At 67.7% G+C, this 23,154-nt stretch carries 24 protein-coding genes; 19 read left to right on the top strand and 5 right to left on the bottom strand.

The features are described 5' to 3' along the window. The first annotated feature begins 40 nt into the window (after positions 1-40). Positions 41-565 carry a CreA family protein gene (locus tag TSO5_RS26170; RefSeq protein WP_109154378.1) on the top strand — a complete coding sequence of 175 codons (525 nt, stop codon included), beginning with the start codon at positions 41-43 and terminating at the stop codon, positions 563-565. Between the two features lie 219 nt (positions 566-784). Here the strand turns inward: TSO5_RS26170 and TSO5_RS26165 are convergent, their stop codons facing one another. After that, positions 785-1,738, bottom strand: coding sequence for a succinylglutamate desuccinylase/aspartoacylase family protein (locus TSO5_RS26165; protein WP_109154377.1), 954 nt, complete (start codon positions 1,736-1,738; stop codon positions 785-787). Between the two features lie 298 nt (positions 1,739-2,036). Between TSO5_RS26165 and TSO5_RS26160 the strand changes: the two genes are divergently transcribed. Beyond that, positions 2,037-2,903: an N-formylglutamate amidohydrolase gene (locus TSO5_RS26160; RefSeq protein WP_109154376.1), complete on the top strand. Its 867-nt coding sequence runs from the start codon at positions 2,037-2,039 to the stop codon at positions 2,901-2,903. Positions 2,904-2,964: 61 nt separating this feature from the next. Here TSO5_RS26160 and TSO5_RS26155 read toward each other — a convergent pair whose 3' ends face one another. Next, positions 2,965-3,285 carry a DUF1476 domain-containing protein gene (locus TSO5_RS26155; protein WP_109076338.1) on the bottom strand — a complete coding sequence of 107 codons (321 nt, stop codon included), beginning with the start codon at positions 3,283-3,285 and terminating at the stop codon, positions 2,965-2,967. Between the two features lie 161 nt (positions 3,286-3,446). Here TSO5_RS26155 and TSO5_RS26150 point away from each other — a divergent pair, with 161 nt between their 5' ends. From TSO5_RS26150 to TSO5_RS26135, 4 genes are all read left to right on the top strand, one after another. Then, entirely contained in the window at positions 3,447-4,220 is a 774-nt protein-coding gene (locus TSO5_RS26150; protein WP_109154375.1) for an NRDE family protein, read from the top strand. A gap of 137 nt (positions 4,221-4,357) precedes the next feature. Next, entirely contained in the window at positions 4,358-5,122 is a 765-nt protein-coding gene (gene purC / locus TSO5_RS26145) for a phosphoribosylaminoimidazolesuccinocarboxamide synthase (RefSeq protein ID WP_042697247.1), read from the top strand. 53 nt (positions 5,123-5,175) lie between these two features. Further along, positions 5,176-5,418 (top strand): phosphoribosylformylglycinamidine synthase subunit PurS, encoded by a 243-nt coding sequence (gene purS, locus TSO5_RS26140; protein WP_014246942.1) that lies wholly within the window; start codon positions 5,176-5,178, stop codon positions 5,416-5,418. A 31-nt stretch (positions 5,419-5,449) separates the two neighbouring features. After that, on the top strand, positions 5,450-6,088 hold the full coding sequence (locus TSO5_RS26135; RefSeq protein ID WP_109154374.1) for a DNA-3-methyladenine glycosylase: 639 nt from the start codon (positions 5,450-5,452) through the stop codon (positions 6,086-6,088). A gap of 123 nt (positions 6,089-6,211) precedes the next feature. On the opposite strand, the gene TSO5_RS26130 is transcribed toward TSO5_RS26135, so the two are convergent. Next, the gene (locus TSO5_RS26130; RefSeq protein WP_109154373.1) at positions 6,212-7,180 is read right to left on the bottom strand and encodes a YegS/Rv2252/BmrU family lipid kinase; all 969 of its coding nucleotides are present in this window, start codon (positions 7,178-7,180) and stop codon (positions 6,212-6,214) included. A gap of 220 nt (positions 7,181-7,400) precedes the next feature. On the opposite strand from TSO5_RS26130, the gene TSO5_RS26125 reads away from it, so the two are divergent. The 7 genes from TSO5_RS26125 to TSO5_RS26095 all read left to right on the top strand — a co-directional run bounded on the left by TSO5_RS26125 (position 7,401) and on the right by TSO5_RS26095 (position 13,939). Further along, positions 7,401-8,222 (top strand): UDP-2,3-diacylglucosamine diphosphatase, encoded by an 822-nt coding sequence (locus TSO5_RS26125; protein WP_109154372.1) that lies wholly within the window; start codon positions 7,401-7,403, stop codon positions 8,220-8,222. Then, a complete protein-coding gene (locus tag TSO5_RS26120) occupies positions 8,219-9,217 on the top strand; it encodes a glycosyltransferase family 1 protein (protein WP_109154371.1) in 999 nt (332 codons plus the stop codon). The genes TSO5_RS26125 and TSO5_RS26120 overlap by 4 nt, the downstream gene beginning before the upstream one ends. Before the next feature lie 85 nt (positions 9,218-9,302). Continuing rightward, positions 9,303-9,926: a LysE family translocator gene (locus TSO5_RS26115; protein WP_109154370.1), complete on the top strand. Its 624-nt coding sequence runs from the start codon at positions 9,303-9,305 to the stop codon at positions 9,924-9,926. Between the two features lie 135 nt (positions 9,927-10,061). Next, the gene (locus TSO5_RS26110) at positions 10,062-11,348 is read left to right on the top strand and encodes a 3-deoxy-D-manno-octulosonic acid transferase (protein WP_109154369.1); all 1,287 of its coding nucleotides are present in this window, start codon (positions 10,062-10,064) and stop codon (positions 11,346-11,348) included. A 14-nt stretch (positions 11,349-11,362) separates the two neighbouring features. Continuing rightward, the gene (gene lpxK, locus TSO5_RS26105) at positions 11,363-12,361 is read left to right on the top strand and encodes a tetraacyldisaccharide 4'-kinase (RefSeq protein WP_109154368.1); all 999 of its coding nucleotides are present in this window, start codon (positions 11,363-11,365) and stop codon (positions 12,359-12,361) included. After that, positions 12,345-13,241 (top strand): lauroyl acyltransferase, encoded by an 897-nt coding sequence (locus TSO5_RS26100; RefSeq protein ID WP_109154367.1) that lies wholly within the window; start codon positions 12,345-12,347, stop codon positions 13,239-13,241. The genes lpxK and TSO5_RS26100 overlap by 17 nt, the downstream gene beginning before the upstream one ends. Beyond that, positions 13,208-13,939, top strand: a complete 732-nt coding sequence (locus TSO5_RS26095; protein ID WP_247870977.1) for a LysE family translocator — start codon at positions 13,208-13,210, stop codon at positions 13,937-13,939. The genes TSO5_RS26100 and TSO5_RS26095 overlap by 34 nt, the downstream gene beginning before the upstream one ends. Positions 13,940-13,972: 33 nt before the next feature. Here TSO5_RS26095 and TSO5_RS26090 read toward each other — a convergent pair whose 3' ends face one another. Further along, positions 13,973-14,818: a BglII/BstYI family type II restriction endonuclease gene (locus tag TSO5_RS26090; RefSeq protein ID WP_109154403.1), complete on the bottom strand. Its 846-nt coding sequence runs from the start codon at positions 14,816-14,818 to the stop codon at positions 13,973-13,975. Between the two features lie 189 nt (positions 14,819-15,007). On the opposite strand from TSO5_RS26090, the gene TSO5_RS26085 reads away from it, so the two are divergent. The 5 genes from TSO5_RS26085 (at position 15,008) to TSO5_RS26065 (ending at position 21,927) form a co-directional block, all read left to right on the top strand. Further along, on the top strand, positions 15,008-18,106 hold the full coding sequence (locus tag TSO5_RS26085) for a DUF3369 domain-containing protein (RefSeq protein ID WP_109154366.1): 3,099 nt from the start codon (positions 15,008-15,010) through the stop codon (positions 18,104-18,106). Between the two features lie 226 nt (positions 18,107-18,332). Continuing rightward, a complete protein-coding gene (locus TSO5_RS26080) occupies positions 18,333-19,184 on the top strand; it encodes an electron transfer flavoprotein subunit beta/FixA family protein (RefSeq protein ID WP_109154365.1) in 852 nt (283 codons plus the stop codon). Positions 19,185-19,209: 25 nt separating this feature from the next. Then, a complete protein-coding gene (locus TSO5_RS26075) occupies positions 19,210-20,307 on the top strand; it encodes an electron transfer flavoprotein subunit alpha/FixB family protein (protein WP_109154364.1) in 1,098 nt (365 codons plus the stop codon). Between the two features lie 28 nt (positions 20,308-20,335). Beyond that, positions 20,336-21,637 carry an FAD-dependent monooxygenase gene (locus TSO5_RS26070; RefSeq protein ID WP_109154363.1) on the top strand — a complete coding sequence of 434 codons (1,302 nt, stop codon included), beginning with the start codon at positions 20,336-20,338 and terminating at the stop codon, positions 21,635-21,637. Beyond that, positions 21,634-21,927, top strand: a complete 294-nt coding sequence (locus TSO5_RS26065) for a ferredoxin family protein (protein ID WP_109154362.1) — start codon at positions 21,634-21,636, stop codon at positions 21,925-21,927. The genes TSO5_RS26070 and TSO5_RS26065 overlap by 4 nt, the downstream gene beginning before the upstream one ends. Positions 21,928-22,110: 183 nt before the next feature. Here TSO5_RS26065 and TSO5_RS26060 read toward each other — a convergent pair whose 3' ends face one another. Further along, on the bottom strand, positions 22,111-22,566 hold the full coding sequence (locus TSO5_RS26060; RefSeq protein ID WP_109154402.1) for a response regulator: 456 nt from the start codon (positions 22,564-22,566) through the stop codon (positions 22,111-22,113). 273 nt (positions 22,567-22,839) lie between these two features. On the opposite strand from TSO5_RS26060, the gene TSO5_RS26055 reads away from it, so the two are divergent. Further along, positions 22,840-23,142: a hypothetical protein gene (locus TSO5_RS26055; protein ID WP_109154361.1), complete on the top strand. Its 303-nt coding sequence runs from the start codon at positions 22,840-22,842 to the stop codon at positions 23,140-23,142. Positions 23,143-23,154 lie beyond the last annotated feature (12 nt).

Below are 23,154 nucleotides of genomic sequence, written 5' to 3'. Positions count from 1 at the left end.
CCTGCGGTCCCCGCCCGTCCTTGCCGGAGACCCGATCGAGATGCGCAGCCCGTTTCCCCTGATGAACGCTTCCGCCGGCCTTTTGGTTCTGGGCCTGCTGGCCGCCGCGCTCCCGCTGCGCACGGCGGCGGCCGACGAGGTGGTCGGCCGCTTCTCCAACGACTGGACCGGCAACGGCTTGGAGATCCAGGCGATCGAGGATCCGAAGGTGAAGGGAATCACCTGCCATCTGGTCGATTTCGACCGCAGCCTGATCGACCGGCTGAGCAAGGGCAACTGGTTCGAGGACCCGTCCAACGCCTCCATCGCCTGCCGTCAGACCGGCCCGGTGACCGTCGGCGACATCGAATTGTCGCAGAAGGGGGAGGAGGTCTTCTCCGAACGGAAGAGCCTGATTTTCAAGTCGATCGCCATTCGCCGCATCTACGACCGGCCGAACGACACGATGGTTTATGTGGTGTACAGCCGACAGGTGAAGGACGCCTCGGCCAAGACCTCGATCTCCACCGTGCCGCTGTTCAGCGCGAATGCGACCTGGACGAAGGGCAAGCCGGCGGCCAAGTGAGGGGGCCGGCGGTGTTGGCCTCCCATCAGAGTTTGTGAGCTTTTGGGCTTTTCTCGGCCGTCATCCCCGCGGAGGCGGGGAACCAGACTGATCCGCATCTTGAGCCCCGGGAGCGTCTGGATTCCCGCCTTCGCGGGAATGACCGCCGAGGGAGGCTCTTGATAAGATCCGTCGCGAAGCGGTTCAACGTGAAGCGTTTATCAACGGCACTCACAAACCTCACCCGACGATCCGCCCCAGCCGCACCGCCGTCTGGCCGGACTTCACCCGGCGGGCGGGCATGATGAGGACGCAGTCGTCATGGGGAGTCAGGATCGCGCGGCCGTCGTCCCAGCCGATGACGGTGCCGGCGCGGCCGATCACCTCCATGCCGACGAAGGGGGCGGTGAAGCGGAACCGCTCGCTGGCTGCGGTCACCGCATCGGTGACCTCGACCACCCGCTGCGGATCGGTGCGCGGGCGCAGGCGCGGACCGTTCAGCGGCGGATCGATCATCTCCAGACCGAGAAGCAGGCGCAGGCAGCTTTCCAGCGCGACCGTCGCGGTCTCGGTCCGCCAATGCTGGCCGCATTCGACCAGGATGGCGGTGTGCGACCCCTCCGGCTCGGCGAAGCTGCCGTAATCGATCAGCCGCTTGCCCCCGGCATGGCCGCCGTCCGCCACCACCCAGGCCGGATAGCCGAGTCCGAGCGCCAGGTCGCGCCCGCGCGTGGTCCGGCCGCACAGGGTCAGCGGCGCGGTGTCCGCCGTCATCGAATGCAGGTCGAGCAGCAGGTCCGCCGACTCGTAGACCGGCCGCAGGACGCGGGCGCGCCGCAGCTCCACGCTGTCGCGCCGGCCGTTCAGATGCTCCGGCGACCACAGCCGGTTGAAATCCTCGTCCAGATAGCGCGAGGCATAGGGGTTCTGGCGGTCGAAGGTCGCATAGGCGGCGGTGTTGGCGAAGACGAAGGTCAGCCGTCCGCGCGTCGGCCGCAGACCCATCCGCAGCAGCGCATCCAGGGCGATGGCGCCGCACAGCTCGTTGCCGTGGACGAGCGCGTTCAGCACCACATGCGGCCCCGGCTCCGCCGCCGACAGGCTGGTGACGTGGTCGATGCCGGTGTTGCCGCGCCGGTGGGGCGCGATGTCCGGCGGAGAGAGTTCGACGGGGGCGAAGAGCGGGTCGGTCAAGCGGCAAGCTCGCCAGCGGTGGGCGCTCCAATCAGTATGACGAACCAAGCGACTCCGCGCCAGTGCGGGCCGGTCGTGAAGCGCGGTTTTTTTGGCTGATGCGCCCGGTGCGATGTTGCGGCGGCATGGCAGGATCATGACGAATTGCCGTCGACTGAGGCTTGACGCATGGGTTATAGGATTGTCTGGATTGATAAGGTCGGCGGTTGAACTTGCGGCAATTTAACTGGCGGGAATCGAACTTGCCGATGTCTCTATCGCCTATGTCTCCATCGGGTCGTCTGGCCGGGGCCGGTCGATGAGCTTCGTGATCGATGACGTTCTTGTCCGCAACGACCCGGTCGGCCGGCGCCTTCCGGTCCTGTTCGATTCGCCGCACAGCGGCAGCGTCTATCCCGCCGATTTCCGGGTGATCTGTCCGCATCCCCTGCTGCGCCAGGGGGAGGACACCCATGTCGAGGAGCTGTTCGCCACGGCGCCCGACCATGGCGCCACCCTGCTGTGCGCGCTGTTTCCCCGCACCTGCATCGACGTGAACCGCGCGGTCGACGACATCGACCCGGCGCTGGTCGACGGCGAGTTGCCGATGCCGCTGCGCCCGACTCCGCGCAGCACGCTGGGCATGGGGCTGATCCGCAGCATGCTGCGGCCGGGCCTGCCGCTCTATGACGGAAAGCTGCCGGCGGCGGCGGTGACCGACCGCATCGACCGCTATTACCGTCCCTACCATGCCCAGATGCGGCTTGCGCTGGATGGCTTGGCGGCGCGGTTCAGCACGGTGTGGCACGTCAACTGCCATTCCATGCCGTCGTCGCTGCGGCCGGACGGGCGCGACCCGCTGGCGGTGGATTTCGTCATCGGCGACCGCGACGGCACCACCAGCGAGCCCGGATTCGTCCGGCTGGTGGCGGAGACCCTGCGCGGCTTCGGCCATCGCGTGGCGATCAACGATCCGTACAAGGGGGTGGAACTGCTGGCGCGCTACGGCGATCCGGCGCGCGGCCGTCATTCGATCCAGCTTGAGATCAACCGCCGCCTCTACATGAACGAGGAGACGCTGGAACGCCACGACGGCTTCGCCCGGCTGAAGGGCGAGATCGACATGCTGATCCGCCGCATCGCCGACTATGCCGGGCAGCGCCTCCTGCACCGGGCCGCGGAGTAGGCCTCCCGCCGCACGGCCGTTGCGGCGGCGGGTCCGCGTGAGGCGGGCTCAGGCCCCCGGATCAGCCCTGAGTCACATGCTCGCGCGCGATGTCCAGGAAATGCGCCATCTGCTTTTCCACCCGGTGTTCGGAGATGTCGACTCCGCGGGCGTTCAGGTCGGCGCACAGCTTGTCCCGGATGTCGTGCGGGCCGGCGGTGGCGATGTCGGTGTCCACGATCTGGCGCGCATAGGCCTCGGCCTCCGCCCCGGACAGCCCCATCAGGTCGGCGGCCCATTCGCCGGCCAGCCGGTCGCGCCGGGCGCGGATGCGGAAGAGCAGGTCCGCGTCGTGCTGGAACTTGTTCTCGAAAGCCTTTTCGCGGTCGTCGAAGGTCGTCATGGGGACCCAGGCTCCTTATTGGTTTCGCTCCCGTTCCCAATGATTATATAGCCCGGAAGCGGTTGTCGTCACTGTCCCGCCGCGTCGCAGCCGCGGATATTCTGCAGAGTTTCCTCGGGGCGGCGAGATACCCTTGGGCACCACAAAAGACAAGGTATGGCATGTGCAGCGTGATCCTCCTGCGGCGACCCGACGCAACCTGGCCGCTGGTCGTCGCCGGAAACCGTGACGAGATGACCGGGCGCCCCTGGCTTCCTCCCGCCCGCCACTGGCCCGACCGGCCCAACGTGGTCGCCGGGCTGGACGAACTGGCCGGCGGCTCCTGGATGGGTCTGAACGACGAGGGGGTGGTGGCGGTCATCCTCAACCGCTTCGGCACGCTGGGGCCGGAGGCCGGCAAGCGGTCGCGCGGCGAACTGGTGCTGGACGCGCTGGATCATGGCGACGCCGCCGATGCCGCGCGCAGCTTCGCCGACCTCGACATCCGTGCCTACCGCCCCTTCAATCTGGTGATCGCCGACAACCGCGACGCCTATCTGGTCGTCCATCGCGGCGCCAACCCGCGCCACCGGCCGGAGGTGTCGTCGATCCCCGCCGGCGTCCACATGCTGACCGCCTTCGAGCTGGACGACCCGCAGGACCCGCGCACCGCCTTCTACCGCCCGCTGTTCGAGCATGCGGTCCCGCCGGCCGTGGACGTCCCCGACACGGAGTCCTTCGCCTGGGGTGGCTGGCCGGAACTGATGGGCAGCCGCATCTGGGAAGGCACGCCGGACGAGCGCGGCGCCATGGACTTCCTGCTGCCAAACGGCTTCGGCACCTCGTCCAGCTCCCTGCTGGCGGTGCCACGGGTGGAGCGGCCCGACCTGAACCCGATCTGGCACTTCGCCCCGGGCCGCCCGCACGCGGTGGATTATGGGCCGGTGGAGCTGTGAGGGGCGGGTTGACCGCACAATCCTGCCCTCCCGCCCCCGTCGTTGTGTTCGTGCACCCGGCTTGCTATATCACTCTGGCACATTCCTGGGCCGGCAAGCTCGCTTGACCGGTCCTTACGTATTTGGACGATCATGCGATGACACGACGCCGGCGCATCTACGAAGGCAAGGCCAAGGTACTCTTCGAAGGGCCGGAGCCGGGCACCCTGGTGCAATACTTCAAGGACGACGCCACCGCCTTCAACAACCAGAAGAAGGGCGTCATCACCGGCAAGGGGGTGCTGAACAACCGCATCTCCGAGTACCTGATGAGTCGTCTGTCCGAGATCGGCGTGCCCACGCACTTCATGCGCCGCCTGAACATGCGCGAGCAACTGGTGCGCGAGGTCGAGATCATCCCGATCGAGGTCGTTGTCCGCAACGTCGCCGCCGGCAGCCTGTCGCGCCGCTTCGGCATTCCCGAAGGCACGCCGCTGCCGCGGTCGATCATCGAATACTACTACAAGTCGGACGAGCTGAACGATCCGATGGTTTCCGAGGAGCACATCACCGCCTTCGGCTGGGCGGCTCCGCAGGACCTCGACGACATGGTCGCGCTGTCGCTTCGCGTGAACGACTATCTGTCCGGCCTCTTCCTCGGCATCGGGCTCAAGCTGGTGGATTTCAAGCTGGAATTCGGCCGGCTGTGGGAGAACGAGGAGATGCGGATCGTCCTGGCGGACGAGATCAGCCCCGACAATTGCCGCCTGTGGGACGTCAAGACCAACGAGAAGCTGGACAAGGACCGGTTCCGTCAGGACCTGGGCCGCGTCGAGGAAGCCTATCAGGAGGTCGCGCGGCGCCTCGGCATCCTGCCGGAAGGCGGGCCGAGCGACGTCAAGGGCCCCAAGACGATCCAGTGACTGCCATTCAATAACCACCCCTCCACCAACACCCCAAAGCGAGCGGACATCCGATGAAGGCCAAGGTTCACGTCACCCTCAAGCGCGGCGTTCTCGACCCCCAGGGCAAGGCCATCGCGCACGCGCTGCACACGCTGGGCTTCGACGGCGTCGAGGACGTCCGCGCCGGCAAGGTGATCGAGCTGCAGCTCAAGAGCACCGACGAGGCGACCGCCCGCAAGGAGGTCGAGGCGATGTGCAGCAAGCTGCTCGCCAACACCGTGATTGAGGACTACGCCATCGAGCTGGTGGCCTGATCCACAGGTTGCAGGGATTGGAGCGCGGCCGATGAGCGTTGAACATCTGGCTGCGCTCGACCCCATTTTTGCCGAATGCCTGCGCGTCGGCGGCCCGGTGATCCGCGATTTCACCCGGCCGACCGGCTTCGTCGGCCTGCTGCGCATGGTGATGGAGCAGCAGCTCTCCACTAAGGTGGCGCTGGCCCTGTGGGCCAAGCTGCAGGACCGGCTGGGCGGCGAAGTTACGCCTGATGCCATCCTGGCGCTGGACGACGAAAGTTTGCGCGCCTGCGGCTTCTCCCGCCAGAAGATCGGCTATGCCCGCGGCCTTGCCGAGGCGGTGGCGAGTGGCCGGCTCGATTTCGACATCATCCATGACCTGCCCGACGAGGAGGCGATTGCCCAACTCGTCGCGCTGAAGGGCATCGGCCGCTGGAGCGCCGAGGTCTATCTGATGACCACGCTCGACCGGCCGGACATCTGGCCGATCGGCGATCTGGCGATTCAGCTCGGCGTGCAGCGGCTGAAGGGCTGGGCCGACAAGCCGACGGCGAAACAGCTGATCGAGGTGGCCGAACCTTGGCGGCCCTACCGCTCGCTGGCGGCGCGGCTGGTCTGGCACCATTACGTGGCGTTGCAGGAGCAGGCGAGGGCGGCGCGGGTTGGCAAAGGATTGCCCCCTCCCTAACCCTCCCCCTCTTCGAGGGAGAGGGGACTGCCGCCGCTTCGCGATCAGTTTAGGCCGACAAGCATCACACCCCCTCTCCCGCGAAGCGGGGGAGGGATGGGGAGGGGGCAGCCGAGCAACCACTCACCCCGCCAGCACCGGCAAGCGCCATCCTGCCAGCGTGATCTCCACCGGCAGCCGTGCCAGCACGTCGCCATCGCCCTGCACCGCGTCGGCGAACAGCCCGTCACCCGCCGGCCCGTCGATCCGCACCCGCTTCGCCGTCACCACGCGATACTCCGGAAAGCGCGCCAGCCGTCCGGCGGTGACGCCCCAGACATAGCGCAGCGCATTCAGCCGCCCGCCGCGCGGGAACAGGCAGACATGCAGCACCGGCTCGGTCAGCCGCGCATCCGGCGCGCAGATGAACCGGCCGCCGTAGAAATGCCCCTTGGCGACGATCACCGACGCCACCTCCTGCGGCGGGCCGTCGTCCAGCGTCACGTGATAGCGGTGGTCCGGCCGCGTCGCCAACTGTACCAACGTCTCCGCCACATAGGCGCCTTTGCCGATCAGCCGCTTCACCCTCGGATCGACCCGCTCCACCACCCGCGCGTCCAGCCCAACCCCGGCCATCAGCGAAAACACCCGCCCGTTCGCCAGCGCCGGCCAGATCATCGTCCGCCGCCCGCCGGCAATCGCCGCGGCAATGCGCTCCGGGTCCATCGTCAGGCCCAGTTCGGCCGCCAGCACATTGGCGGTGCCCATCGGCACGATGCCGAGCGGCAGCGGCTGCCCCACGTCGGCATGGACCGCCAGCCCGTTAATGACCTCGTTGATGGTGCCGTCGCCGCCGGCCGCCACCACCGCATCGACGGCGGTGGGATCGGCCTCGCGGGCGAAGGCCTCGGCATCGCCGCGCTTGCCCGTCGGCCTGACGGTGACGTTAACCCCGCGCGCCTCCAACCGGGAGACAACCGCGCGCAGCCGCCGCGCCCGCCGCCCGCCGGCCGTCGGGTTGTGGATCACCAGAAGCCGCCGCACATCGGGCGCCGCATCCCCGCCGCCGGCATCGATCGTCGGATCCTCGTTCATCAGCACCGTGTCGCGCACCGATTCGCTCTCCCTGACCGGCGCGTGAGGCGCCTTCTGTTGCAAAGCCGTGAAGGGATCACGGCGGTTCCGTTGCAGTAAAAATGCAAGATGATGACGATAGAAGAAATATACGTGGCGAATAGGTGCGGGTGTTCCAAATCGTTGTCAAGGTGAGCGTCTTTCCTTTATACGGCAGTTGTCTTGATGGCCACCGGCCATGGCGACGACGGAGCGGAAGATGGACGCCGTCCCAGCGGTCAAGCGCTACCGCAGCATTTGGATATCCGACGTTCATCTGGGAACGCGCGGCTGTCAGGCGGAGCTGCTTCTCGATTTCCTGAAACACACCGAATCGGATCACCTGTTCCTGGTCGGCGACATCGTCGATGGATGGCGGCTGAAGAAAAGCTGGTACTGGCCGCAGGCCCACAATGACGTGGTGCAGAAGATCATGCGCCGCGCCCGCAAGGGTGTGGAGGTCTATTACATCCCCGGCAACCATGACGAGGCGGCGCGCGATTATGTCGGGCTGCAGTTCGGCGGGGTGCATGTGGTGGACGAATGGGTCCACACCACCGCCGACGGCCGGCGCCTGCTGATCACCCACGGCGACAAATTCGACGCGGTGGTGCGCTACGCCAAGTGGCTGGCCCTGCTGGGCGACCACGCCTATGTCACGCTGCTGCACGTCAACACCCTGTTCAACTGGGTCCGGCGCAAGCTGGGCTTCAGCTACTGGTCACTGTCGGCCTATCTGAAGCACAAGGCCAAGACCGCGGTCGAATTCATCGGCAAATACGAAGAAGCCCTAGGCGAGGAAGCCCGCCGTCGCAAGGTCGACGGCGTCGTCTGCGGCCACATCCACACCGCCGAGATGCGCGATATCGAAGGAATCCTCTATTGCAACGACGGCGATTGGGTCGAGTCCTGTACCGCCTTGGTCGAGCACGACAGCGGCGCGCTGGAGATCATCCACTGGACGGAGGTCATGGCGCAGCGGATGCCGGCCCCTGGTCCCAGTGCGGGCAAACTGGCGGCGAAGGAACGGGAAGCGGCGTGAACATCCTGATCGTCAGCGACGCTTGGCACCCGCAGGTGAACGGCGTCGTGCGCACCATCGGCACCGTGCGCGATGAGCTGGAGGCGATGGGGCACAGCGTCGAGGTGATCGGCCCCGACCGCTTCCGCACCTTGCCGATGCCGACATACCCGGAAATCCGGCTGGCGCTGGGGGCCAAGCGGCGGCTGTGGGCGATGATCGAGGGCATGCGGCCCGACTGCATCCACATCGCCACCGAAGGGCCGCTGGGCTTCGCCGCGCGGTCCTATTGCCTGAAGCATGGCAAGCCCTTCACCACCGCCTACCACACGCGCTTTCCCGAATATGTGCGCGACCGCGCGCCGATCCCGCTGGCGCTGTCCTATGCGGTGGTCCGCCGCTTCCACAAGCCGTCCTCGGCGGTGATGGTGGCGACCCAGACCATCGAGGACGCTCTGACGCACCGCGGTTTCGCCAACATCCGCCGCTGGACCCGCGGTGTCGATACCGAGCTGTTCCGGCCGCGTGACAAGGGTTTCCTCGATCTGCCCCGTCCGGTGTCGATGTATGTCGGCCGCGTCGCCGTGGAAAAGAACCTGGAGGATTTCCTGCGCCTCGACCTGCCCGGCACCAAGGTGGTGGTCGGCGACGGCCCGGCGCGGGAGGAGTTGCAGCGCAAATACCCCGGCGTCCATTGGGTCGGCGCCAGGCATGGCGAGGATCTGGCGAAGCACTACGCCGCTGCCGACGTCTTCGTCTTCCCGTCGCGAACCGACACCTTCGGATTGGTGTTGCTGGAGGCGCTGGCCTCCGGCGTGCCGGTGGCGGCCTATCCGGTTCCGGGACCGTTGGACGTGGTCGACGGCTCTGGCGCCGGCTGCCTGGACGAGGATCTGAAGCGGGCGGTCGAAGGGGCGCTGGCGATCCCGGCGCAGACCTGCCGTGACTATGCGCTGGGCTATTCCTGGCGCCGCTCGGCCGAACAATTCCTGTCGAATCTGCGGCCCTTCACGTAAGCGGGGAACCGCATTCCGCTTGGCGAAGACCGGGTGCCATGGTTCCATTTCGCCGGATCACCACTCCCGCGCGAGGTCCCCGGCCATGACCCCCGACTTCCTCATCACCTCCCTGATCGTCGTCGCCTCGCCCGGAACCGGGGTGCTGCTGACGCTGGCGGCGGGGTTGTCGCAGGGCGCGCGGGCCAGCGCTGTGACGGCGTTCGGCTGCACGATGGGGATCGTGCCGCACATGGCGGCGGCGGTGCTGGGACTGGCCGCCCTGCTGCACACCAGTGCCGTGGCGTTCCAGGGGCTGAAGATCCTGGGCGTGCTCTATCTGCTCTACATGGCCTGGGCGACGCTGAAGGAGCAGGGGGCGCTGAGCGTTGAGACGGACGGGGCGGCGGACAGGATGCAGCGTTCGGCCGGGCGGACGATCCTGCGGGCGGTGCTGGTCAATGTGCTGAACCCGAAGCTGTCGATCTTCTTCCTGGCCTTCCTGCCGCAGTTCGTCAGCGACGCCGACCCGCAGCCGCTCGCCCGCATGCTGGAACTGAGCGGCGTGTTCATGGCGCTGACCTTCGCGGTCTTCGTCCTCTACGGCCTGTTCGCCGCCGCGGTGCGCGATCAGGTGGTCTCCCGCCCGCGGGTGATGGCCTGGATGCGCCGCAGCTTCGCCGCCGCCTTCGCCGCGCTCGGCGCCAAGCTGGCGCTGGCGAAGCGGTGAGGGAGCTGCATCGCACCGTCCCCTGTTACGGAATGGTTGCCGCGTGCTAAGGTGCCGCCGGGCGCGTCGCCGGTGGTCCGTATCAGGGGGACCGGCAACGCGCCCGTTGTCGTACGTCTCCAGTTCCGGGCCTTGATGCTGCAATCCCTCTACCGTGGCCTGACGACCGTCGCCGGGCCGGCGGTGCGCCTCTATCTCGACCGCCGCCGCGCCGCCGGCAAGGAAGACCCCGCCCGTCAGGCGGAGCGGTTCGGCATTGCCTCGCGCGCCCGGCCGGACGGTCCGCTGGCCTGGATCCACGCGGCCAGCGTGGGGGAGGCGAATTCGGTCCTGGTGCTGATCGGCCGGCTGCTGGACAGCGCGCCCGATCTGACCGTGCTGATGACCACCGGCACCGTCACCTCGGCCGAGCTGATGGGGCGGCGGCTGCCGGAGCGCGCCATCCATCAATATGTGCCGGTCGATCTGCCGGATGCGGTTGATAGCTTCCTCGACCATTGGCGGCCCGACGCGGTGCTGTGGACGGAATCGGAGATCTGGCCGAACCTGCTGGCCGGCATCCGTGCCCGCTCGATCCCGGCCGCGCTGGTCAACGCCCGCATGTCCGAACGCAGTTTTTCCCGCTGGCGCAACGCGCCCGGTCTGATCGGCGGCCTGCTGTCCACCTTCCAGGTCACGCTGGCCCAGACGGAGGGGGATGCGGAGCGGCTGCGCCGGCTGGGGGCCTTCGGTGTTGCCAGCGTCGGCAACCTGAAATTCTCCGCCGAGCCGCCGCCAGCCGCATCCGACGCGATGGAGCCGTTGCGCGCCGCCCTGGCCGGTCGGCCTGTCTGGCTGCTCGCCAGCTCCCACCCGGGGGAGGACGAGATCGCCGCGGCGGTCCATGCCGCGCTGGCCCCGGCTCTGCCCGGCCTGCTGACCGTCATCGTACCGCGTCATGCCCATCGTGGCGACGCCATCGCCGAGTTGATGCGGGCCCGCGGTTTGGCGGTTCTGCAGCGCACGGCCGGGCACCTGCTGCCGGGACCGGAGCATGCCGTCTACATCGCCGACACCATGGGCGAGCTGGGGCTGTTCTACCGTGCCGCGCCGGTGGTGTGCATGGGCGGCTCCTTCATTCCCCACGGCGGGCAGAACCCGGTGGAGCCGGCGCAGTTGGGCTGCGCAGTGCTGTACGGCCCGCACATGTTCAATTTCGGCGAGATCACCCACATGCTGGAGGCCGCCGGCGGCGCCCTGCCGGTCGCGGACGGCGATGCGCTGACCCGCGAGACCCGGCGGCTGCTGACCGACGACCGGGCGCGCGAACGCATCGTCGCGGGGGCCGCGCGGGTGACGGCGGACAACCGGCGGATCATCGACCGGGCGCTGGGGGCGCTGGCCCCGGTGCTGGGCGCCGCCGGTATCCGGACCGCTGCCTGAGGGGACGCGGAGCCGTGAAGACCCCCGCCTTCTGGTATCGGCCGCCCGGCATTGCCTCCACCCTGCTGGCGCCGCTGGGCGCGCTCTATGGGCTGGCCGGACGGCGGCGCCTTGCCGGGACCGTTCCACGCCGGGTCGGCGTTCCGGTCGCCTGTGTCGGCAATCTGGTGGCTGGCGGTGCCGGCAAGACACCGGTCGGGCTGGCGCTGATCGCGGCGCTGCAGGCTCGCGGGATCGCCGTCCATGCGCTGACCCGTGGCCATGGCGGGAGGGAGGTCGGCCCTCTGGCGGTCGATCCCGGCCGCCACGGTGCCGCCAATGTCGGTGACGAGGCGCTGCTGCTGGCAGGGGCGGCCCCCTGTTGGGTGGCGCGCGACCGGTTGGCGGGGGCGGAGTGCGCGGCCGCCGCCGGGGCAGGGGCCATCGTCATGGATGACGGGTTCCAGAATCCGGCGCTGCACAAGGATCTGGCTCTGATCGTCGCCGACGGCGCGGTCGGTTTCGGCAACGGCCGGCTGGTGCCGGCTGGTCCGCTGCGAGAACGGGTTGCCGACGGCCTTGCCCGCGCCGACGCGCTGGTGATCCTGGGCGAGGACCGCCACGGTCTGGCGGCGCTGGCCGGCGGGCGGCCGGTGCTGGCGGCGCGGTTGGAACCCGATCCCGAGGCCGCCGCCCGGCTGGCCGGACGCGACGTGCTGGCCTTCGCCGGAATCGGCCGGCCGGAGAAGTTCTTCGCCACGCTGGAGGCGCTCGGCGCCCGCGTGGTCGGACGGGTGCCCTTCGCCGACCACCACCCCTACCGAGCGGCCGAGATCGCGGCCCTGATCGACCGCGCCGCGGCGCTGGGCGCCGTGCCGGTCACCACCGCCAAGGATGCCGTGCGCCTGCCGCCCGACCTGCGGGCGAAGGTCGCCGTCCTGCCGGTGTCGGTGCGCTGGGCCGACGAGCGGGCGCTCTCCATGCTTTTGACCTCCGTGTTGCTGAAGGGAAGCCCCGATGGCCAAGCCGCGTAGTCCGCTGCAGAAATGGCTGACGCGCCGGATCGGCTATCCGGTGGAGGCGGCGCTTGTCCACGCTGTCTGTTGGCTGTTCCGGGTGCTGCCGCTCGACCGGGCTTCTGCGCTCGGCGGCTGGATCGGACGGACGGTGGGCCCGCGGCTGCCCAACAGCGCCCGCGCGCGGCGCAACCTGACGCGGGCCTTTCCGGAGAAGGGCAGGGCGGAAATCGACGCGATCGTGCGCGGCATGTGGGACAATCTGGGCCGTACCATCGCCGAATACCCGCATCTGGAGCAGATCGGCCGCGAACGCACAGAAGTGGTCGGCATCGAATATGTCGATGCATTGCGCGAGGACGGCAAGGCCGGCATCCTGGTCTCCGGCCATCTGGCGAACTGGGAGGTTCAGTCGGTCGCCGCCCGCTTGCACGGGCTGGAGTTGGGGGTGGTCTACCGGGCGCCCAACAACCCGATCGTCGGCGACCTGCTAGTGAAGCTGCGCGGGGCGGCGACCGGCACTCAGATCCCCAAGGGACCGGAGGGCGCCAGAATCCTGCTGCGTTACCTGACCAAGGGCGGCCATGTCGGCATGCTGATCGACCAGAAGATGAATGACGGCATCCCCGTCCCCTTCTTCGGTCGCGATGCCATGACCGCGCCGGCCGCCGCCGTGCTGGGCATGAAGATGCAGTTGCCGCTGTGCCCAACGCGGACCGAGCGGCTGGAGGGCGCGCATTTCCGCATCACCGTCCTGCCGCCGGAGGAATACCCGACCAGCGGCGACCGCAATGCGGATGCGCGAATTCTGATGGAACGGCTGAACCGTCTGTTGGAGGATTGGATCCGCGACAAGCCGGCGCAATGGCTGTGGATTCACCGCCGCTGGCCGGATTGAACGCCCGCTCCACCGTTCTTCAAGGTTCGTCCGCGATGGCCCTGCCGCTCGACCTCCATCTGCTGCAACTCTATATGGTCGCCGTCTGCGTCCTGGTTCTGGCGCCGGGGCCGGATTCGCTTCTGGTGCTGACCCGCAGCATCGCCGACGGCCGGCAGGCCGGGGTGGTGGCGACGGTGGGCATCTGCGTCGGCAACACCGTCCATTCGTTGCTGGCCGCCGCCGGGATCTCCGCCCTCATCGCGGCGTCGGCATCGCTGTTCGACCTGCTGCGCTATGCCGGCGGCGCCTATCTCGCCTGGATCGGCTTGCGGTCGCTGTGGAGCGTCTGGACCAGCCGCGGCGCCGAACCCGCGGTCGTGGTCGAGGCTCCGGCCCCGGCGCCTGCGGGCCGTGTCTTCGTCCAGGCGCTGCTGACCAACCTGCTGAACCCGAAGATCATCCTGTTCCAGCTGGCCTTCGTGCCGCAGTTCATTGCCCCGCACCTGGGCCATGTGGCGCTGCAGACCTTCATCCTCGGCAACATCATCTCGGTGCTGGGTGGCGTCTATCTGGTCGGCATTGCGGCACTCAGCGCCGGGGCCGCGCGCCGGGTGCTGTCCAGCCCGCGGGTGCGGACGGCGATGGACGGCGTCGCCGGCGTGCTGTTCCTGGGTTTCGCGGTGCGCCTGCTGCTGACCGACCGCAAGTTTGCGTGAGGGTTGGTGGGGGGCACACCGCAGTCCCCACCCTCACCACAGATCGTCCTCATCCTCCGCCCCGGTGTCGACGTCGAAGGTCGCCGTCTGGCGGACGATCGGGTGGCTGTCCTTCCATTCCTCGAAATCCGACACCACCGCCGGACGGATGCCGAGCGCCAGCACCGGGCAGCCGCCGCCGCGGCCGGCGTCCAGGCGGTAGAGCAGTTTCTTCATCCAGGTGGTGCTGGCGCCGTATTTGTTCTGGAAGTTCTTCATCTCCACCCGCCGCGCCACCTCGGTGAACAGCGGGATCAGTTCGGCGCTGCGGGTCAGCAGCACGCCGGCATTGATGATGCCGCATTCGTAGAAGGTGCGGGCGGCGTAGAGGTCGCGGTCGAAGGTCTGGTCCTTGCTGTTCCATTCCAGGTCGAAGGACACGCGCTCCTTCACGAAGTCGATCTTGTGCCCGTCGATGAAGCCGTTGACCTTGTACAGCTCCTCGCGCTGGCGCTGCTCGGTCACGGTCTGGCCACGGTTCTTGCCGGCGACGCGGCGCTTTTCCTCGTGCGTCACGATCATCTTGGTGATGAACAGGTCGCCGCGGATGCGCGTCTCGTTCCAGCCCAGCGGATTCAGCATCCGCTCCATCGTCTTGGCGATCTGCGATTTGTTGCCGCCCGACGCCACGATGTCCTCGGTGCGGATGCGGAACTCCATCAGCCGTTCGGTGATCTCGCGGAACTCGGCCGTGCAGGCATAGGCCAGGATGCGCGCGGCGTTGCGGTAGCTGTGCACCTCGTACAGGTCGAGGAACCCCGGCGGGAACAGGTCGCCCAGGTCGGGATCCCGCGCTTCGATCAGCGGAGCCTTGTCGTGGATGCAGGCAAGCAGGTTCATGACGGCACATGCGCGATGGAAAGCGGCGCCACCATGGCGGCTGCCGCCCGGCAAATCCACCCTTTCCGCCCGATGACACCACCTGACGGTGCCGGCCGGGGGCCGAACTGGCGGCCATTCCCCGACATATGGTAAGGTCGCCCGCGCGCCGGGGTGGAAAAAGCGCGGTTGTTTCGCCGGGGGGCCGTGATGAGCGACGAATTCCTGTTCGCGGAGGAGGAACCCACCGTCGAGGTGGCGGCCGAGGCTGCCGAACCGGTCGAACCCTGGCTGATCCTGATCGTCGACGACGACCCCGCCATCCACGCCACCACCAAGATGGTGCTGCGCGGTTTCGCCTTCGAAGGGCGTCCGGCGCAGTTCCTATCGGCCGCCACTGCGGCGGAGGCGCGCGGGGTGCTGCGCGACAACCCGGCCATCGCGGTGATCCTGCTAGACGTCGTGATGGAGTCCGACGACGCCGGCCTGCGTCTGGTCCGCTACATCCGCAACGAACTGAGCAACCGCCGTGTGCGCATCATCCTGCGCACCGGCCAGCCGGGGCAGGCGCCGGAACGCGACGTCATCCTCAGCTACGACATCAACGACTACAAATCGAAAACGGAGCTGACGGCGCAGAAGCTGTTCACCTCCGTCGTCGCCGCGCTCCGCGGCTACCAGGACATCACCGCCATCGAGGACCACCGCGAGGGGTTGGAGCGCATCCTCGACTCCTCGTCCACCCTGCTGGGCAAGCGGACGATGGCGGAGTTCGTGCGCCATGCCGTGGCGCAGATCGTCGGCGTCTGCCCGCCCGCAAATGGAATGACGGTGGGCGGGGTGGCGCTGGTCAGCCGCCTGTCCGACGGGCCGCGGCCGGCGGAGCCGCTGGTGCTTGGCGGCGCCGGCTGCCATGTCGGGATGGAGGGGACGCCGCTGTTCCTGGCCCTGCCGCCCGATGCGGTGCAGGCGGTTACGGCGGCGCTGTCCGACGGCCGCAACCGCTACGAACGTGGCCACAGCGTTCTGGTCTTCCGCTCCGCCACCCGGCACCACGACACCGCGGTCTATCTCGGCCATGGGCGGGCGCTGACCGCCGACGAGCGCCGGCTGCTGGAGGTGTTCTGCGCCAAGGTCGCCATCGGCTTCGACAACGTCCATTTGTACGAGGAACTGACCGAGCTGAACCGCAGCCTGGAGGGCCAAGTGGCGGAACGCACGCGCGACCTCGTGGCGGCGCGCGAGGCGGCGGAGGCGGCGCGGTCGGAGGCGGAGGCGGCCAACCAGGCGAAGTCGCTGTTCCTGGCGACGATGAGCCACGAGATCCGCACGCCGATGAACGGCATCCAGGGCATGCTGGAGCTGCTGGAGCACACCAGCCTGACCGGCGACCAGCGCGAGCTGGTCAGCGTGGTGCGGGAGTCGGCCGGCGCGCTGCTGACCATCATCAACGACATCCTCGACTTTTCGAAAATCGAGGCCGGGCGGCTCGACCTGGAACGGGTGCCGGTCTCGCTCGCCAATGTGGTGGAGGGGGTGGCCGAAACGCTGGCGCCGGGCGCACGGGGCAAGGGGCTGTCGCTGGTCACCTACATCGACCCCGATCTGCCGGTGGAGGTCGTCGGCGATCCGGTCCGCATCCGGCAGGTGCTGTTCAACATCGCCGGCAACGCGGTGAAGTTCACCCAGTCCGGTTCGGTGACCATGCGGGTGGAACTGGCGCAGTTCGACGGCGACCGCGTTACCATCCGCGTCGCGGTGACCGACACCGGCATCGGCATTTCCAAGGAAAATCAGGTTCGCCTGTTCCGCCCCTTCACCCAGGCGGAGGCATCGACCACCCGGCGTTTCGGCGGCACCGGGCTTGGACTGTCGATCTGCCGGCGTCTGGCCGAACTGATGGGCGGCGACATCGGCGTCATCAGCGAGGTCAATGTCGGCTCCACCTTCTGGTTCACCTTCGCCGCCGATCTGGTCCCGGGGGCGATCGAGCCGGCCGTGACGCCGCGGGCGCCGCTGCAGGGGGTGACGGTATTGCTTCTGGCGGCGGATGCGCAGGAGCGCGGCTTCCTCGCCCGCTATCTGAACGCCGACGGCGCCCAACTGGTGGAGGCGGCGGACGCCGATGCGGCCTTGCGCACCCTGCTGCCGACCGCCGCCTGCGACGTGCTGGTCTCCACGCTGGGCACCGACCTTGCGGCCCTGGACAATGACCCGCGCGGCCGGGTGCGCGGGCGCGTGCTGATCGGTGGCGACGCGCTGAGCGCGGGCGACGCGGCGGAACTGGGCGCATCCGGCGCCGGGACCGTGGTTCTCGGCCGGCCGGTGCGGCGGGGCGGTCTGGTCCGCGCCATCCTGGCCGCCGCCGGGCGGATGGCGGCGGGGGAGGGCGGCCGTACCGACCGCCATCCCGAACCGGAACCCGCCACCCCGGCGACCGGCCGGCGCCGCCTGCCCACGGTGGAGGAGGCGCGGACGCAGGGCCGGCTGATCCTGGTGGCGGAGGATCACCCGACCAACCGTCAGGTCATCCAGCGCCAGCTGACCCTTCTCGGTCATGTGATGGAGACCGCGGAGGATGGCGCCCAGGCGCTGGCCATGTGGCGGGCCGGCGGCCATGGCCTGCTGCTGACCGACTGCCAGATGCCGGAAATGGACGGCATGGAACTGGCCCGCAGCATTCGCGCCGCCGAGGCGGCTGGTGGAGGCCCGCGCCTGCCCATCGTCGCCATCACCGCCAACGCGACGGAGAACGAAGCGCAGCTTTGCCTGGCATCAGGCATGGACGACACGCTGGCGAAGCCGGTCAGCCTCGCCGACCTGCGCCAGGTGGTCGACCGTTTCCTGCCCCCGACGGAGGGCGAGGGCCGGGACGGGGAGGACCCGTTCGAGCCGCAGCAGGAGGTTCCGAAGGTGACCGATGAGTTGCAGCAACCCGCCCCTCGGCCGGCATCTCCGCCAACCCCCGCAATCGCCGACCTGCCGCCGCTCGACCTTGAGGCGCTGACCGCGCTGTTCGATGGCGACGGCGAGTTCGTCCGGCATCTGCTGGGCGAGTTCGTTACCTCCAACAGCGCCTCGCACCGCTGGCTGATGGACGCGCTGGCCGGCGAGATCTGGGACGAGGTGCGGCAGGCCGCCCATAAGCTGGCGGGATCCTCGCGCACCGTCGGCGCCCGCGACCTCGCCGCCGCCGCCGATGCGGTGGAATTGGCGGTGATCGACCACCGGCTGGAGGGCATCACCGCCCTGGTCGCCCGCGTCGGCATCGAGTTGGACCGCGTCATCGCCCATATCGAGGCGGTCTGATCCCCCACCCGCAGCGGCTGTAGCGAAACCGACATGAGCGTCCCCTTGTCGCCTTTGCGACAAGGGGACGACGCATCCCGCTCTTCAGAAAAATTCTGCATTTCCCGTGACTTGGTCGGTCTTCGCCGGCTGGCACGCCGCTTGCTGTTCTGGGTGTATCCCGGCCCGGTGCCGGCCCCAAACCCACATGCGCGCCACAGCGAGAGCGGAAGCCAAGGAGAACGGGATGCACATCGTCGTCTGTATCAAACAGGTGCCCGACAGCGCCCAGATCCGCATCCATCCCGTCACCAACACCATCATGCGGCAGGGCGTGCCCGCCATCATCAACCCCTTCGACCTGTTCTCGCTGGAAGAGGCGCTGCGGCTGAAGGACAAGGTGGGCGCCCGCGTCACCGTGCTGACCATGGGGCCGCCGATGGCGGAGACCTCGCTGCGCAAAGCGCTGTCGCTGGGGGCCGACGACGCGGTGCTGCTGACCGACCGCAAATTCGCGGGCTCCGACACGCTGGCGACCTCCTACGCCCTGACCTCGGCCATCCAGAAGCTGGCGGAGGAGGAGCCGGTCGACATCGTCTTCTGCGGCAAGCAGACGGTCGACGGCGACACCGCTCAGGTCGGCCCCGGCATCGCCACCCGGCTCGGCTTCGAACAGCTGACCTACATCACCAGGATCGAGGATCTGAACACCGCGTCCAAGGAGATCGTGGTGCAGCGCCGCTCCGAAGGCGGGGTGCAGGTGCTGAAGACCAAGCTGCCCTGCATGATCACCATGCTGGAAGGCACCAACACCATCCGCTTCGGCAAGATGGACGATCTGTTCCGCGCCGCCCGCTACGAGCTGAAGACCTGGAGCCGTGACTTCACCGGCGCCGAGGAAGGCCGCGTCGGGCTGAAGGGTTCGCCGACCGTGGTGTCGAAGGTGTTCGTGCCGAAGCCGCGCGCCGAAAAGGCCAAGATGATCGAGGCCGCATCCGATACGACCGACGCGATGGCCGCCGCCGCCATCGACGCCATCTTCGCCGCCCAGCCCAAGCTGGCCGGCGACCTGCTCGCCCGCGCCGCGGCCGGGCTTTGACGATCCATCCGCGGGAGACCCGACGATGAGCGAACCAAGCAAGCCCCAGGGCCGCAAGTTCCAGCTTCCCGAACACCTGAAAATTTACAAGAACGTCTGGGTGATCGTGGAGCAGGAGCGCGGCATCGTCCACTCCGTGTCGCTGGAACTGTTGGGCGAAGCCCGCAAGCTGGCCGACAAGCTGGGTGTGGAGGTGGGCGCCGTGGTTCTGGGCGCCGAGAGCCCCGACCTGAACCGCATCTGCGGCGACGCCATCAGCTATGGCGCCGACATCGTCTACAAGGTGACCGACCCGGCGCTGGCCGACTACCGCACCGATCCCTACTGCCGCGTCATGACCGAGGTGGTGAACACCCACAAGCCGGAGATCGTGCTGCTGGGCGCCACCACGCTGGGCCGCGATCTGGCGGGCGCCATCGCCACCACGCTGGCGACCGGCCTGACCGCCGACTGCACCGAGCTGGACATCTACGCCGACAACCGCTCGCTGGCCGCCACCCGGCCGACCTTCGGCGGCACGCTGCTCTGCACCATCCAGACGCTGGCCTACCGGCCGCAGATGGCGACGGTGCGGCCGCGCGTGATGGCGATGCCGGACCGCGACGATGCCCGCACCGGCCGCGTTGTCGAAATCCAGCCGGATCTCCGCGAAGAGGACATCGTCACCAAGGTTCTGAACTTCATCGCCGACCGCGAGCAGAACGAAGCTCAGCTGGCCTTCGCCGACATCATCGTCTCGGCCGGCAAGGGGCTGGGCAAGGTCGAGAACATGAAGCTGGTGTTCGATCTGGCCAAGGTGTTGGGCGCCGAGGTCGGCGTGACCCGCCCGCTGGTCCAGGCCGGCTGGGCCACCAACGACCGTCAGGTCGGGCAGACCGGCAAGACGGTGCGGCCGAAGCTCTACATCGCCGCCGGCATCTCCGGCGCCATCCAGCATCGGGTCGGCATGGAGAAGTCGGACCTGATCCTGGCGATCAACACCGATCCGAATGCGACGATCTTCGACTTCGCCCATCTCGGGCTGGTCGGTGACGCGCTGAAGATCCTGCCGGCGCTGACCGATGCCTTCGGCCGCCGGCTCCCCATCAATAATTATATGGCCGTCAACCGCATGGCCGGCTGACCGCCGGACGAGAAAGGAGCCTGTCGACATGGTCGAAAAGTTCGACGCCATCGTCATCGGTGCCGGCCCGTCCGGCAACGCCGCGACCTATACGCTGGCCAAGCAGGGGCTGAAGGTCCTGCAGTTGGAGCGCGGCGAATATCCCGGCGCCAAGAACGTCCAGGGCGGCATCATGTATTCGCATGAGCTGGAGAAGATCATCCCGGATTTCCGGGACGATTGCCCGACCGAGCGCCACATCATCGAACAGCGCGTCTGGCTGCTGGGCGACGACAGCTATGTCGGCACCAACTACCGGTCGGAAGCCTTCAACAGCGACAAGCCGAACCGCTACACCATCATCCGCGCCAACATCGACAAATGGTGGGGCGAGCAGATCCGCAAGGTCGGCGGCCTGCAGATCTGCGAGACCACGGTGACGGAGTTGATCCGCGATCCGTCCGGCAGGGTGATCGGCGTCCGCACCGACCGCGAGGGCGGAGAAATCCACGCCGACGTCGTCATCATGGCCGACGGCGTCAACGCCCTGCTGGCCAAGCGCGCCGGTCTTCAGGTGGAGGCGGCGCCGGAGACTGTGGCGCTGGCGGTGAAGGAAATCCTCTTCATCGATCCGGAACTGATCCAGCAGCGCTTCGGCATCAAGGAGGACGAAGGCGTCGTCATCGAGATCATGGGCAAGGTGACCAAGGGGATGGTCGGCACCGCCTTCCTCTACACCAACAAGGAATCGCTGACGATCGGCATCGGCTGCCTGATCTCCGACTTCAAGAACGGCGACTGCCCGCCTTACAAGATGCTGGAGGATTTGAAGAAGCACCCGGTCATCCAGCCGCTGATCGAAGGGGCGGAGATGAAGGAATACGCCGCCCACATGATCCCGGAGGGCGGCTACAAGGCGGTTCCGCAGCTCTACGGCGACGGCTGGATGGTGGTCGGCGATGCCGCCCACTTCAACAACGCCGCCCACCGCGAGGGCTCCAACCTCGCCATGGCGTCGGGCCGGATGGCGGCGGAGACGGTGATCGAGCTGAAGGCCGCCGGCAAGGGCTACAGCGCGTCGAATCTGGCCGCCTACAAGAAGAAGCTGGATGACAGCTTCATCATGAAGGACCTGAAGAAGTACCGCGAGCTGCCCGGTATCATGCATGGCAACAAGCAGTTCTTCGGCGCCTATCCCGACGAAATCACCGCGGCGGCCCACAACTGGTTCACCGTCGACAGCATCGACAAGAAGTCGAAGGAAAAGCAGATCATGAAGTCCTTCATCAAGCGCCGCTCGGTGATGGGACTGGTCGGTGACGCAATCAAGCTGGTGAGGGCCGTGCGATGAGCATCATGGTCAAGGTCGAAGAGAAGCTTTATCAGAACCGCTACATCGTCGATGAAAGCCGGCCGCACATCCAGATCAAGAGCGTGGAGGCCTGCCAGAGCTGCGAACGCCAAGCCTGCACCTTCTGCTGCCCGGCCGCGTGCTACAGCAAGAATGAGACGGGCGGCGTGACGCTGGTGACCGACGGCTGCCTGGAATGCGGCACCTGCCGCGTCGTCTGCCAGGACAAGGGCAACATCGCCTGGGACTATCCGCGCGGCGGTTACGGCATCAGCTACAAGTTCGGCTGATCGGGTCCGTTTGGTGTCTTCCCCTGGAACTGAATGGCCTCCGCGCGGCCTTGCGCGGGGGCCGATTTGTCTTGGGGGAGTGGTCTAGTCGAGGAAAGTCATTGCCCCCTCCCTAACCCTCCCCCTCTATCGGACCGGCCTTCGGCCAGCCGAGGGTAGAGGGGACTGCCGCAGCTCCGCGACTTACTCCCTCTCCCGCCGTGGGCGGGGGAGGGTTGGGGAGGGGGCCTGTGCCGGGGCTTCCCTCAACGTCTCCACCGCGTGGCCCAGCGCCCGCTGCAGCTCGGCCGGGAAGTAGGGTTTGCGAACGAAGCCGAAGGGGTCGCACTCCGCGGCACGGTGGCGGGTCTCGGGGTCGCCGAAGGCGGAGGTGAAGATGCAGCGGATGCCCGTCCGCTCGCGGATCGCCGCCGCCGCCTCGATCCCGTCGCGCGGGCCGAGCAGGCGGATATCCATCATCACGACATCCGGACGCAGCCGTTCGGCCGCCTCGACCGCGGCGTCGGCATTGTCCTCGATCCCGACGACGGCGAATCCCAGCATCCCGAGAATTTCCTCCAATGCCATGGCGGCGAGGCTCTCGTCTTCAATGATGAGGATGCGCAGGGGAGCGTCGGAGGCAGGCGTAAGATCTGTCATCGTGATCGCATAGAAGGCTGTCACAGCGATTTTACAGGAGCCGAGTGATCGGCAAACCAAAAAGCGCAGGATTATGACCAATGGCGCAGCCTGCGCCGAACGCATGGGTCACGGAACGGAAGCGTCGCAGGATGTCGCCGCACCCTTGTTTTTTACCCGTACGACGCACCATCTCTGTCTCAGGGTTGTTTTCACCAGCGAGCATTGCGGACCCGCGCCTGTCCATTATGGACGGCCGGCGGGGCCGCTCCCTTTTCCATGAGGAGACCGGCGATGGACCTGCGAGTCTGTTTCGAAAACATGGAAAGCGTCAACGTCAACGACGCGGCGATGATGAAGCATTACACCAAGAGCTATCTCGCGGATTTTAATCCGGAATGGGCCGGATTCATCATGTTGCCCCATGACGAGACGCTGCGCGCGACGATGGAGCCCGCCTGGCAGGTGCTGATCCGCGACGCCTCGCCGCGGACGGAGCAGGAGCTGCTGCGCTACATCGACGAGAATCCGATGGCGGCCTATCATGTCCATGTCTACCGGCGCGACGGCGGCCGGAACGAGAGCAAAATCCACTGACGGCAAAGGGGG

This window comes from Azospirillum sp. TSO5 (assembly GCF_003116065.1).
GTDB lineage: Bacteria > Pseudomonadota > Alphaproteobacteria > Azospirillales > Azospirillaceae > Azospirillum.
Note: the sequence above shows the minus strand (reverse complement) of the source record. Positions and strands in the feature narration are given on the sequence as shown.